We start from the raw sequence: 12,762 nt of genomic DNA, 5'->3' as shown, positions 1-12,762 counted from the left end.
CCGCCATGAACAGCCAAGCGCTAGAGGCCCAGTTCACTCAAGCCTGGATGGTCGTCCGGGCGTCTCCCCAACGGCCAGTGGTACTTGCGCTCCTGCTCGGTGATGGGCAGGTCATTGATACTGGCATAGCGCCGCTGCATCAGGCCGTTCGGGCCGAACTCCCAGTTTTCGTTGCCATATGAGCGGAACCAATTGCCTGAATCATCGTGCCATTCGTAGGCGAAACGCACGGCGATCCGGTTATCGGCGAATGTCCAGAGTTCCTTGATCAGGCGGTAATCCAACTCCCTGCGCCATTTGCGCTCCAGAAACGCCTGAGCCTGGTCGCGCCCTTCGATGAACTCGCTGCGGTTGCGCCAGTAGGTGTCCTCCGTATAGGCCAGCACCACTTTCGCAGGATCGCGCGTATTCCAACCGTCCTCGGCGCGTCGGACTTTCTCGATGGCGGTTTCCAGAGTGAAAGGCGGCAAGGGTGGGCGTGATGACTCGCTCATTTCGATGACCTCCAGAGGCGTTCAGAGGCCTTAAGCTATAGCTCAAATGGGCGACGCGTGGAGCGCCGCCTCTCACCTGCCCCTCGCCTACTGCCCGCAGCGCAATGGCAAACGCTCATAGTTCAGCGCCTTATCGCGCGCGGGCAACGCATAGGATGCCTGACATTGCTGGTCGCCCCAGCGAATCGTCAGCTTGCCCTGCTCTTGCTCGACCAAGGCCAACGCCTTGCCGCTCGGGTCGGAGATCGCCAGTTGCTTGCCCTCGGCATCTTCCAGCGCGGCACCGAACGGGATCTTGCCACCTTGGCTGTCGGACAGCTCGAACTGCACGCGGCGCCCGGTCTTGCCGGCGTAACGCGCCAGCACCACGGCGCCGCGCCGGGGTACCAGTTGCTGGGTGGCATTGTCGATCTCGATATCGGCGCCCAACTCTCGGGTATCCAAGCTGATCCAGTTGACTCGATAGGGCTGTGCGCTCGGGATCACCGCATAGCCATTGCGCCCGGTCTCGACGCCGCTGTAGCTGCTGATCTTGGCACCACGCACACCCGAAACCTCCACCAACGCGAAGGTTTCGCCCACGGTCTGGCCGAGGTTGATGCCACCTTGATGGGCCACCACTGAACCTGAGACGTTCAGACTCTGCGAGTCGTACCCCCTGCCCTGGCTGTAGCCGACGCTGACATCGGCCACCGATGTCCGCGTGCTGACGTTGGCCGAGGCCGAACGCCCGCCCCCATCGCTGCTGCCGGCCTGCAGCGAATAGAACGTGTCGGCACTTTCGTTGAAGTAGCCATTGATACCGGCCTGGGTGTTGTTGCCGCTTTTCTGCGAACTGGTGGTGACGAACGCCCGCGGTGCACGTGGGCGAGTACCGAGCGGGAACGACACCGACAGGCTGACCTGGGTGTCGGTGCCGCCAGCGCCGCTGCTCAGGTCCTGTGTCTGGCTCCAGGTGAGGTTGTAGCTGGCATCGCCCCAGTTGTTGCCATAGCCGGCCGAGAAGCTGCGCGATCCGCCACGGTTCCAGTAGCGCTGGTCGCTGGCGTTCAGGTAGAGGCTGCCCAGTTGTCGATCCGCGCCCAGGCTCTGGTTGATGGTCAAGTCGGTGCGGGTCTTGGAGTGCCCCGAGCGCAGCAGCGGGCCGCTACTGAGGTCCTCGATATGGTTGCTCAGCGTTCGGTAGCCTTCGGTGGAATAGCGGTAAGCCGCCAGGGTGAAACTGGTGGCCGTGCCGGTGAAGGTCTTGGCATACAGGGCACGCAGGCTGTTGCCCGTCTTGCGCTCGCCCTGGGCCTGGCTGCTGGAATGGGTGATGTCCAGCGACACTGCGCCCAGCGAGGTATTTCGTCCTACGCCTAAGGCCAGCGCCTTGTACTGATCGGTGGCCTGGACGCCGACGATGCCGGTCAGGTTGCTGTCGATGCCATAGGCCAGGTTGGCGCTGAGCATCTGCGGTGTGGCCAGCCCTTCGCTGTTGCTGTTGTAGCGACCGGCCGAGACGCTGTAGCGCACCTGCCCTTCACGGACCATGATCGGCAAGCTGGAGAACGCCTGCTGGGTCACCCGCCGGCTGCCATCGGCCTCGATGACGGTGATCTGCAGGTCGCCGTTTGAGCCGCTGGGATAGATGTCGCTGATCTCGAACGGGCCAGGAGGCACGTTGGTGGTGTAGAGCAGGTAATTGTCCTGGCGGATCTCCACCGTTGCGTTAGTCTGCGCCACACCTCGGATGATCGGCGCATAGCCACGCTCGCTGTCTGCGCGCATGCCGTCGTCGGATTCAAGCTTCAGGCCCCGGTAGCGCACGCTGTCGAACAGCTGTGCATCGGAGAAGATGTCCCCTGCGCTGAACTGTCCTTTCAGGGCCGTGACATCATGCTGCAAGTAGCTGCGGTTGCTCTTGAAGGTGTCCGGGCGGCCAGTGCCGCTGCTGAAGTTGGACTCGTTGCGCAACCGCCAGCCGCCCAGGTTGATGCCATTGCGCAGGCCCAGGTTGGTGTTGTAGCGGGTGTCGGTGCTGCCAGCGTTGCGGCTGGTACTCATCTGGTAGTTGACGAAGGCCGCCGGCACCCCGTTGTCCCACAGCTGCGGATCGACGTAGCCGCGTAGACCGCGCTGCATGGCCACCTGCGGCACGCTGATTTCCAGGCGCAAGCGACTGGCATCGAAACTCACGGCGGCCTGGTCGATGAGCGCTGAGAGGTCCTGGCAGGCCTGAACATTTTCAAGATCAAGCTTGCCCTGGGCCTGGAGCTTGTCCAGGTCGATCCCCAACTGCTTGAGTAGCTCGACGGTCAGGCACGGTTCGACGCGGCCACTGGTGGGGTTGCGTTGAAAGTCGACGTCCCGTCGCCCGACCAATACTTGGTTGCTGTACAGGTCGACACGGTAGCTACCGGGCAGCACACGAGTGCCGGCCAACAGAAGTTGTAGATCGACCGATGAGGCCGCGCCCTGCAGGAAAGAGGTATTGAAGGCCAGCAACTGCGGGTCGGCAACCTGCTCGGAAGCTGCATCGGCGTGTACACAGGCGCTGTGAATGGCCAAAGACAAGGCGGCGAGCTTGAGCGGCGCGGGTGCACGGAAGCATCCCCGGTTGTCGAACGGCAGAAACATGCGTGGAAACCTTTCATCCGTGGCAAATACCGGGCACGGCGATGCCGCGCGTGCGCCGGCATGCGCCCAAGATATTTGAGGGTGTTAAGAAGAAGCGGCGGGCTCGACAGCCTTGGCCTTGACCACAGTGCTCGGCATCAGCGCCGCGTGGTACTCGCTCTGCGCCCCATAATCGTTGATGCTGCGAAAGGACAGGTTCGCCGGTGCATCGGCCGAAACCTTGGCCAAGGCAAAGGTCCGGGTCTGTCCGGGCGCGATCATCGCCGAATCGGCCGCCAGCGTTCGCTGACCATTGGCCGTAACCGTGAGGTCGGCCATCGACACGTGGTACAGGCTCGGATTAGTCACCGACAGGACTGTGGAGGCGCCCTGGCGGGTCAAGCGCCAGCCCAGCTCCGTCGGCGCCTGCAACGCATCGCCAGGCAGCCCGGCCGGTCGGAAGAACACCTTGATGCGCTGGCGCACGGCCAGTTGCAGTGTGTTGGCCTTTTCGCTGGCCTGAGGGATTTCCTGGACATTGAGCCACACGACCGACTCGCGATCCTGAGGTAAGCCTGTCCCTTCATAGAGGATTCGCAGCAATTGCTGCTGCTTGGCCATGACCCTGGCCAAGGGCGGTGTCACCGCGAACGGGACCGTACGGTACTGGTCGTCGTCACTGTCGATCCACGACTGGATCAAGACGTCCTGGCCACCATTGCGCACGGTCACGTTGGCTTCCTTGTGGGCGCCGTCGAACACCACACGTGTGGCGCTCAACGAAATGCCGGCCATCGCCGGAGGCGCTAGGAGCATGCCCAGTAGGCCCAGGCAGGCAATGAGTCTGGGAGTCAACATGTGCAATCACCCCGTTTATCTAAGCGGACGGCGAGGCCCTGAGGCCTCGCGCGTACAGAACCCTGGGTGACGACTTATTCGTACTGCAGGATGAATGGCAGGGTGGCATCACCGCGACCGGCGGTGGCAGTGCCCTCGGCGCCGGTGGTCACGTAGGCGGCCGAGAAACTCAAGGTGGCATCGCCGCCCGCTGCGCCGACACCATGCATGCCGCTCTGGATAGTGGCAGTGGTCTTGCTGCTGAGGTCGATCTTCGCCCCAGTGCTGTCGAGCAGTGCGATACCGACGTTCTTGGCTGCGCCACTGCCTGGAGTCAGTGCCAGCACGCCCTTGCCGGTGACGATACCGGAGCCGCCGAGGATGGTCGGGTCGAAGACCATGGAAACCTTGGTGCCCAGGTTGCAGTTGACGTTGAGGTTGAAGTCCTTGCTGGTGACACGACCCGAGGCTGGAGCTTCGGCGCTACCCATGTCTTTGATCGAAACGTTGCCCATATCCACAGAGATCACGCGATCGGCATTGGCGCCGTCGACCGAGCACGCGTCATTGTTGATGACGCCGCTGAAGCTGATCTTGCCGCTGCCACCTTGTACAGGAACAGGTGGTTCTCCTGCGGCCAAAGTGCCCATGGAAGTAACGAGTGTCGACAGTGCCAAAGCGGCGAGTGAATAGTTTTTCATGATGATGTCCTAGTTGAAATGTGCTGCAGTGAACTGCCAGAACACATTAATAAACCCGGACACCTATCCCCATAAGACGATCCTGATAAGCTCCGCCGAGCGTCAATTGAACAGACGCCGCTCCAGGCAATAAGCCAATAGTGCCTGGTCATTATCGACTTCAAGTTTGCGCATGGCCGAGACTTTTTGCGCACTGATTGTCTTGGGGCTGCGGCTGAGGCTAAGGGCAATATCACCCACGGTCTTGCCGGCCACGAACAAGCGCAACACTTCACGTTCTTTGAGCGACAGCGTTTCCAGGCGCTGGTCAGTGTCCAACCCCGAATCAACCACTGAGGCTCTGGGCGCCTGAGGGCTCAAGTACGGGCGTTTTCCGCGAATCGCCTTGAGCGCGCGCTCGATCTCGGTGTGCAGGTGATTCTTCTGAATGACGCCCACCACACCCAACTCGTGCAGGCGCTCAAGAATCATCGAGCTGGATATCATCGTCAATATCAACACTTGAACTGCGGGGTAGTGCCGTTTGAGATAGTCGATCAACTTCAAGCCGTCGCCATAGGGCGAGTCATCCGGCATGTTGTAGTCGGTAATCACCAGATCGACTGGTTGTTCCTGCAGTAATGCGATCAATGCGCTGGAACTTACCGCCTCCCCGACCACGCAAAAATGCGGGTCCCGTTCGACCAGTTCGCGAACGCCAAACAACACGATGGGATGATCGTCGGCAATGATGACCTTGAGTTTTTCCATAAAGCCTCAGGCGAGTGGATGAACAGTCTGGTTAATGTTACTTGAGCGCGTCGATCATTGCCGCCAAGCGTTGAATGACCTTTCGGACCTGTAGGTGTGCGGCCTCATCGTACGCCTGGTCGGCGAGCAACACCTCAAGCGCGATGCAATGTTGCGCCAGGCTGCTCGCCTGTACCGCGCCCAGCGCGCCGGCGATGCTGTGCAGTTGTCTACCGAGCGCCTGCAGGTCGCCCTGCTCCAAGGCGGTCTCCAGTGCCTGGATGTCCTGGGTCATGGTCTCGATGAACAGGGCGCGCATGGCCGGCGATAGCTTCGCCAGCACATCCTCGTGCTGCTCATCCGTGGTGTCGGCTTGCGGCACCACGGGTTCCTGCTTGTCGCCCTGCCAGTGTGGCCGGCACAGTTTGAGCAGTTGGCTGCGCAAGGTCTGCAAGCTCAGCGGCTTGACGATCCAGGCATTCATGCCCACCTCAAGGCAACGTGCGCCCTCCTCGCGCATCGCGTTGGCAGTGACGCCGATGATCGGCAGCTCAGGGTCCTGTTCACGCAGTGCGGTGGCCAGCTCATAGCCATTGACGACTGGCATGTTCACATCGGTCAGCACGAGGTCGAACACTTCCGGCTGCCATAGCTGCAGGGCGTGTTCGCCATTGCGTGCAACCACGACACTGCAACCCAGCGCCTCGAGCTGCTCCTTGAGGATCGCCTGGTTGATCGGGTTATCCTCGGCCACCAGGATGTGCAAGCCTAGCTCGTTATCGGTGCCGGCCTGCCGCTGCACAGCAGGTTCCATCTGCCCCTGGTTGATCCGACAAACCGCCCGGGCTATGGCCTGCACATCGTGCAGGCTCATGTCCCAGTCGCCGCGCCCGGCTTGCGCCGAGTCGGTAGCATGGCAACGAATGCGCGGGCCAGGCCAAGCTGGCGCCGTTTCATCGGGCAGCACATCGACCAGCACCGCCCGCGCAGGAATTGCAGCGGACGTAGAGGGCGCCAGATGGGCACGCAGTCCCAGGCGATTGAGCCAGTCGCAATGGTGCTGCGCCAGCTCCGGAATCGGCGCGCGGACGAACACCGGCATCGCCGACGGCACGCCTTCGGTAAGCGAGGGCAACGCGTCCGTCACCACCGGCAAGGCAAGCCGCAGCGTGAAGCTGCTGCCCAGGCCCGGCTCGCTGACCACTTTCATCTGCCCGCCCATCATTTCGCTCAGCCATCCGCAGATCGGCAGGCCCAGGCCGGCGCCGCCCTCATTGGAGCCTCCATGCACCTGATAGAACAGCTCGAACAGCCTGGCCTGCTGCGAGTCGGACAACCCGATGCCGGTATCGGCGACCTGCCATTCCAGGTGCACCTGGCCCTCGGCGCAGTCGAACACCCGGGTACGCAGCACAACGCGGCCACTGTCGGTGAACTTGATAGCGTTGCTGAGCAGGTTGTTGAGGATCTGCCGAATCCGGATCGGGTCGCCAAATACCCGCTGTGGCAGCCGGGCATCGGTGCAGCCGTACAGCAGCAACCCTTTACGCTGGGCGAAGGCTGAATAGGTGCGCAGGGTGTCTTCGATCATCTCCAGTGGACAGAACTCCACGGGCTCCAGGGCCATCTGCCCCGACTCGATCTTCGAAACATCCAGCACGTCGCTGATCAGCTGGAACAGCGTGGCCGAAGAGCGCTGGATGGTCTGTAGGTAGGCTTGCTGGCGAGGCGCCAACGGCGTCAGGCCGAGCAGCTCCAAGGTGCCCAGCACCCCATACAGCGGTGTGCGAATCTCATGACTCATGGTGGCCAGGAACAGTGTCTTGGCCTCGTTGGCCGCAGCCGCCGTGCGCCGCGCGTCTTCCAGCGCCCGGGCATCCTCGACATGACGCGTCACGTCATTGAAGGCATAAAGCCGTACATCCTGGCCCTGGTAGCGAGTGGCGACGAAACCAACCTGCAGATGCCGTCCCTCGATCTCGAGCGCATGCTCGGCCCCCTCGCCGCTGTCCTGCCAACGGTCCAAAGCTGCCACCAACGCCGCGGTCCCTTGCCACTGCCTTGCGCGCTGGTTTTCCAGCAGTACCTTGCGATCTGCCCGGCGCACCACACACAGCCCTGTGGGGGCAGTATCGATGACCACACGGCTGAAGGCCTCGCTCTCGGCAATGGCGGCGTGGGCCTGGTTGGCCGGCAGGATCACCTGGCGCCGATACCAGCGGCTCGCCGCCCAACCCAGGCCGCCCAGGCCGGCCAGCCCCGCGCCTAGACTGAGCAACGAACCCAGCGCATAGCGGAAAAAGCTCTTGAAGCCGATGGTGTAGATCGCCGTCCAGGCTGGCCCGTCGTGGTTGACCAGCTTGAACACCAGCCCGTCGGACTTGAGGTTGAACCCCTCATGCAACGTCATCTCGGGACGCAGGATGCCCGAGAGCACTTGCCCCGACGGGGTTACCAAGGTGAAACGGTCATACACCGACCAGTCCATGGTGCGCTGAAAATCATTGGCATGGGTCAGGTCGAGCATTACCGCAGCCGTGGCTTGCGGACCGGAATCCTTGATGCGCAGCTGTTCAGGCAGCAAATCGAGGTTGGCATAGGCCAGCACGCGCGCGGCAACCACCCCGTTTCCGGGGCTGCCATAGGCGCGCCACTTGACCTCGGGGCCATCGCCCTGTGGTGCCTGGGCGCGAACCATGTCGAACATCTGGCCGATTGGCTCCCGTGTGCCCGTACCTGTACTGTGCTCACCTCTCGCGGGCACGGCCACGTCGAAATCGCCCTGTCGATTGAACAGGAAGGCTTGGGGAGACTGGAAATGCGAAGTGGCCCAGAAGGCGCTGTAATAAGCGCTCAGATGCGCTGCGAGGACGGCGACCTGGGCGGCCTTGTCAGTGTCCTCGGCATGAGTGGCGAGCCTGACACTGAACGGCATCGAGAAGGGATTCTCCTGACCACGGTACATGCCATCGCCTTCCCATTGACGCGGCTCGACCCCGGGCATCTGGGCTGCATCGCGGGGCATCAACTCGCCGCGCAGGCTACGCTGGCGCAGCGAGGTCAGGAACAGCTCCTGCTCCTGAATGTTCTGCATCAGCCGGGTGAAGTGGAAACGCACCGTGTCGTGGTGCTCCTCGATCAGCCGCTGGAACGACCAATAGGTGGTGCTCACCAGCAGCACCGCCACCCCGAGCAGCACCATGATGCCTTTGCTCAGGCGCGACGAGCTGCGGGTGAGATTGTCCAGAAGCGCGTTGGAGTGTTTCATCAAAGGGTCCGTGGGCCAGCAATACGCGTAAGGGTGGGAGTCTACCTCCTAAGCTAGGCGCGAGCGTTGCGCCAGGTCCGATTAATGGCTCATTGCCGGTCCATCGACCTTCAGCAAATGCAGGAACTGGTCCAGGGACACCGCATGGGAAATCAGGAAGCCCTGCACATGGCTGCACTCCAGCCGGCGCAGCAAAGCCAGTTCCTCAGGTTTCTCCACACCTTCGGCCACCACGTTAAGGCCCAGCCGGCGGCCAAGGGCGACAATGCTGGCCAGGGCGCAGGCCAGGTTGTCGTTCTCGTGGCAGCCCTGCACCAACGCGCGATCGATCTTGAGCTCGGTGAACGGCGTAGACACCAGATTCATGTAAGAGCTGTAGCCCTTGCCGAAATCATCCTGTGAAAGGCCGAAGCCCTTGATGCGCAGACGGCAGGCGCCCGCGTAGTAGTTGCTCACCTCGTCAGGAACGGAGCATTCCATCAGCTCGAAGCAGATCCGGGCTGGGTTGCCCCCATGGTGCAATACGAATTCCAGCAGACGGTCAGCCAGGTCATGACTGTTGAGCAGGTGGGTCGGCAGGTTGATCGACACGGGCAAGTCATAACCCCGGGCGCGCCATTGGGCCTGGGCGTCCAGGCTCTGCTTGAGCATCGACCACAACAGGCGCTCCTCCAGATCGAAGGCCCTGAGCGCTGGCAGAAATGCCCCTGGCAACAGCACACCGTGCTCGGGATGTATCCAGCGCACCAGGGCCTCGGCGGCGACGATACGGCCGGTGCTTAAAGACTTCTTGGGTTGGAACCAGGCCTGGAACGCCCGGTTGTTCAGGGCTTCGAGCAAAGTCTGGCGGTCATAATCGACTGCCTGCGGTGTGGCATGGGCGGGTGTTCGCCGCTGCTCGCGCAGTTGCTCGACGACAGCCCTTAGCGCCTCGGGCGTGACAGGCTTGGACAACAACCCCACCACGTCCACGCCAAGATGTTTGGCCGCCAAGCTTGCGGCCATCAGCATCCGCCGTGATGCCGCGCTCATGATCGCCAGGCCTGTCCTGCCTGGCAGTGCGGCCAGGTGCTGGATGAACTGCACACCGTCCATGCCTGGCATCAACAGGTCCGTAAGGATCAGGTCATAGTCGCGCTGCTGCAGGCGCAACAGCGCCTCAGTGCCGTCCCGGGCGGTGTCCACACGCAGCTCGCCCAGTTCATTGAACAGGTGCTGCAGGTACATGCACTGGAACGGGTGGTCCTCGACGATGAGGATTTCAAAGGCTCTCATGGGCGTTTCCTTGGTAGGCGGCCAGGCAGTGGTACAGCGTCTGCAACGTGAAGGGCTTGACCAGGCAGTGATTCATGCCGGCGGCCACGCACAGCTCCTCCTCCCCGCGCAGGGCATTTGCCGTGGCACCGACGATGGGTACGGTGCAGCCTCGCCGGCGCAGGGTTCTGGCCAGTTCGTAGCCGTTGACCCGGGGCATGTTGACGTCGCTCAGCACCACATCGAACGCCCCCTGATCCCAGCAGCGCAGGGCCTGCTCGCCGTCGCCAGCGAGCACTACGGTGCAGCCGAGTTCTTCGAGCTGATCACGCAGGATCAACTGGTTGATGATGTTGTCCTCGGCCACCAGAATGCTCAGGCCAAGGTGGCGGATCTGCGGGCCAGCGCTGCGCGTCTGATCACCTGCCACCCAAAGCCCTTGGGCCTGGCAGATGGCCTGGTGTAATGCGACCAGGTGGCTGAGGTTGACGTGCCAGCTTTCGCCGTCCTGGCGCGGTTCGCTGCAGCCATCGGCGCTGGCTAATACCCGGCGTCCATTCCATTGCGGCACCAGCTGAGTGTCCAACCTGCCGGGATGCGCCTCGAGCAGGACCCCGCCTGCACTCATCGATACCGGCTGCCCGACCTGGGCCCGCGCGCCCCAGCGCCGCAACCACCCTGCCAGGCTCTCGGCCAGCTCGCGCAGCGGCGACACCACATGGATGCGCTCGGCCAACAGGTTGCAGGGCAAAGCCGCCTCGTGGGTGCGCAAGGACTCCTCCAGCGGCAACAGCAAGGTGAAGCTGGTGCCCAAGCCGAGTTCGCTGACCATACGCATCTGGCCGTTCATCAATTGCGTCAGGCGCTGGCAGATCGGCAGGCCCAGGCCAGTACCCGCCACCCCTTGGATGTTGCCTGCGGTCTGGTAGAACGGGTCGAAGATCAATGGGTGTTCTTCCTCGGCGATGCCACGCCCGGTGTCGGCGACCTGCCACAGCAGACAGGAACGCTCTCCCTCCCGGTGCGACAGGCGCACACGCAGCACAACGCGGCCATAGTCGGTGAACTTGACGGCGTTGCTCAGCAGGTTATTCAGGATTTGCCGGATGCGCGCACGATCCCCCAACAGCCGCAGCGGCAGTTGCGGATCGAGGCAGGCATAGAGCTCCAGGCCCTTGCCCAGGGCCGCGGCGCTGTAGCCCTGGATCACCTCGTGCACCAGCTCCAGCGGGGAAAACTCACTGACCTCGAGGGCCAACTGGCCGGCTTCGATTTTCGAGACATCCAGCACATCGCAGATCAACTGCAACAAGGTGGCCGAAGAGCCTTCGAGCGCTTGCAGGTAGTCGCGCTGTTGGGCATCCAAATGTGTACGCGACAACAGCTCCAGCGTCCCCAGCACGCCATACAGCGGTGTCCGGATCTCATGGCTCATGGTGGCCAGAAACAGTGTCTTGGCTTCGTTGGCCGCATCCGCCGATTGCCGCGCCGCTTTGAGCGCCGCCTCCACCTGCTTGCTGGCGGTGACGTCATTGAAAGCACATAGCAGCACATCCTCTCCTTTGTAGCGGGTGGGCACACTGCTAAGGTGCAGGTGACGACCGCTTGAGGTCTCGAAGGTCTCGCCATGGGGAGCTTCGGGCGCGTCGAATGCCTGGCGGATCCAGCCTGGGCAGAGGATCTCCCGGTCCAATCCCTTGCCCAGCCACTGCTGGGCCAACGAATTTTCCAGCACCATCTGACCGTCACTGCGGCGCAGTACGCACAGCGCCACCGGCGCGGCCTGGATCACGTCACGGCTGAACGCCTCACTTTCGATCAGCGCCTGGATCCGATGGATGGTCGGGGTGATCAGGCGCTGCTCGAAGCGGCGCAGCAACAGCACGATCAATAAAATATTGAGCAGACAGAACAGCAAAGTGCCGAGCAACTGCTTCCACAGCCCCTGCAATACGTCGACAAGATCGATCGAATAGACCAGCTGCCAGTCCGAGGACATCAGGTTCTTGCGGATGACCAGATGATCCGGAAACAGGCCGTCGCCGACGAAACCGAAAAAATTGTCGCCCCGGCGCTCCAGCAGCGATCGGCTCAAGCGCGCGCCCGGCATGTTGCTGAACACCAGCATTTCATCGGCGTTGAGCATCATGAATTCGCCGGCGCTCTGGTCGCTCAGCGCTGCCGACACGGCCCGGCTGTCCATCTCCAGGCCCAGCCAGCCGGAATCGGCATCCTCTTCGTCCAGGCGCTTGAAGATATACAGGTGCGTGGCCTGTTGATCCTGATCGGTCAGCCACAGTTCTTGTAGCGGTGAGCCATCGTCGTCGCGCAACGCCTGCAATTGCTCGAGGATGCGGCGAGGCAACGCCGGCTCTGCGCCGGACGGGCTGGACAGGCGCACGCCGTGGTCATGCGCCCCATTACCCACATACAAAAGACTGACCTGCTGTGCCCTGAGGTAGTCGCACATGCGTCGGGTCAACCAGATGCTCCACTGCTTGCCGGCCGCATCGCCTAGTTGCAGGTGAACCTCCTCGAAGGACGGCAGGTAGACCAGCGGCTCGGCCTGCCAGCCCTTGCGCACGGCCGACAGGCTCAGGCTTTCGAGCAATGCTTCGCGGGTGGTGAAGAAGGTGTGCGCCTCGGCGATGGCACTGCTCATGTAGCCGCGGCGTTGGGAAATGTCGTTATTGAAGGTGAACAGCAGGAAGTTGTAGGCACCGCTGAGGATGCCGACCGACAGCACCATCGCGAACACCCGAAGCAGTCGGCGGACGGCTTCGGGACTGGAAAGCAAAGGGCTGATCTGCAACAGGTAGCTTTTTAATCTCATCCGCCGAATCTAAGATTCGAGCTGGCCAATGGACATCAGACGATCCTT

Annotated in this window: 8 protein-coding genes; all 8 read right to left on the bottom strand. The window is 62.3% G+C overall.

From position 1 onward, the window contains the following. Nucleotides 1-20: 20 nt before the first annotated feature. The 8 genes from DQ397_RS12335 to DQ397_RS12300 all read right to left on the bottom strand — a co-directional run bounded on the left by DQ397_RS12335 (nt 21) and on the right by DQ397_RS12300 (nt 12,714). Nucleotides 21-494 carry a nuclear transport factor 2 family protein gene (locus DQ397_RS12335; RefSeq protein WP_043213943.1) on the bottom strand — a complete coding sequence of 158 codons (474 nt, stop codon included), beginning with the start codon at nt 492-494 and terminating at the stop codon, nt 21-23. 87 nt (nt 495-581) lie between these two features. Further along, nucleotides 582-3,113 carry a fimbria/pilus outer membrane usher protein gene (locus DQ397_RS12330; RefSeq protein WP_043213945.1) on the bottom strand — a complete coding sequence of 844 codons (2,532 nt, stop codon included), beginning with the start codon at nt 3,111-3,113 and terminating at the stop codon, nt 582-584. Nucleotides 3,114-3,197: 84 nt separating this feature from the next. Next, nucleotides 3,198-3,950 carry a molecular chaperone gene (locus tag DQ397_RS12325; RefSeq protein ID WP_043213947.1) on the bottom strand — a complete coding sequence of 251 codons (753 nt, stop codon included), beginning with the start codon at nt 3,948-3,950 and terminating at the stop codon, nt 3,198-3,200. Between the two features lie 74 nt (nt 3,951-4,024). Continuing rightward, a complete protein-coding gene (locus DQ397_RS12320) occupies nt 4,025-4,630 on the bottom strand; it encodes a fimbrial protein (protein WP_043213948.1) in 606 nt (201 codons plus the stop codon). Between the two features lie 102 nt (nt 4,631-4,732). Further along, on the bottom strand, nt 4,733-5,380 hold the full coding sequence (locus tag DQ397_RS12315) for a response regulator (RefSeq protein WP_043213950.1): 648 nt from the start codon (nt 5,378-5,380) through the stop codon (nt 4,733-4,735). A 37-nt stretch (nt 5,381-5,417) separates the two neighbouring features. Continuing rightward, the gene (locus DQ397_RS12310; RefSeq protein ID WP_043213952.1) at nt 5,418-8,627 is read right to left on the bottom strand and encodes a hybrid sensor histidine kinase/response regulator; all 3,210 of its coding nucleotides are present in this window, start codon (nt 8,625-8,627) and stop codon (nt 5,418-5,420) included. Between the two features lie 81 nt (nt 8,628-8,708). After that, nucleotides 8,709-9,902 carry an EAL domain-containing protein gene (locus tag DQ397_RS12305; RefSeq protein ID WP_043213953.1) on the bottom strand — a complete coding sequence of 398 codons (1,194 nt, stop codon included), beginning with the start codon at nt 9,900-9,902 and terminating at the stop codon, nt 8,709-8,711. Beyond that, entirely contained in the window at nt 9,889-12,714 is a 2,826-nt protein-coding gene (locus tag DQ397_RS12300) for an ATP-binding protein (protein WP_148921555.1), read from the bottom strand. The genes DQ397_RS12305 and DQ397_RS12300 overlap by 14 nt, the downstream gene beginning before the upstream one ends. Between the last annotated feature and the right edge of the window lie 48 nt (nt 12,715-12,762).

Origin of the sequence: Pseudomonas sp. CK-NBRI-02 (assembly GCF_008124495.1) — a bacterium.
GTDB classification, from domain to species: domain Bacteria; phylum Pseudomonadota; class Gammaproteobacteria; order Pseudomonadales; family Pseudomonadaceae; genus Aquipseudomonas; species Aquipseudomonas guariconensis.
This window is presented reverse-complemented; position numbering and strand designations above follow the sequence as displayed.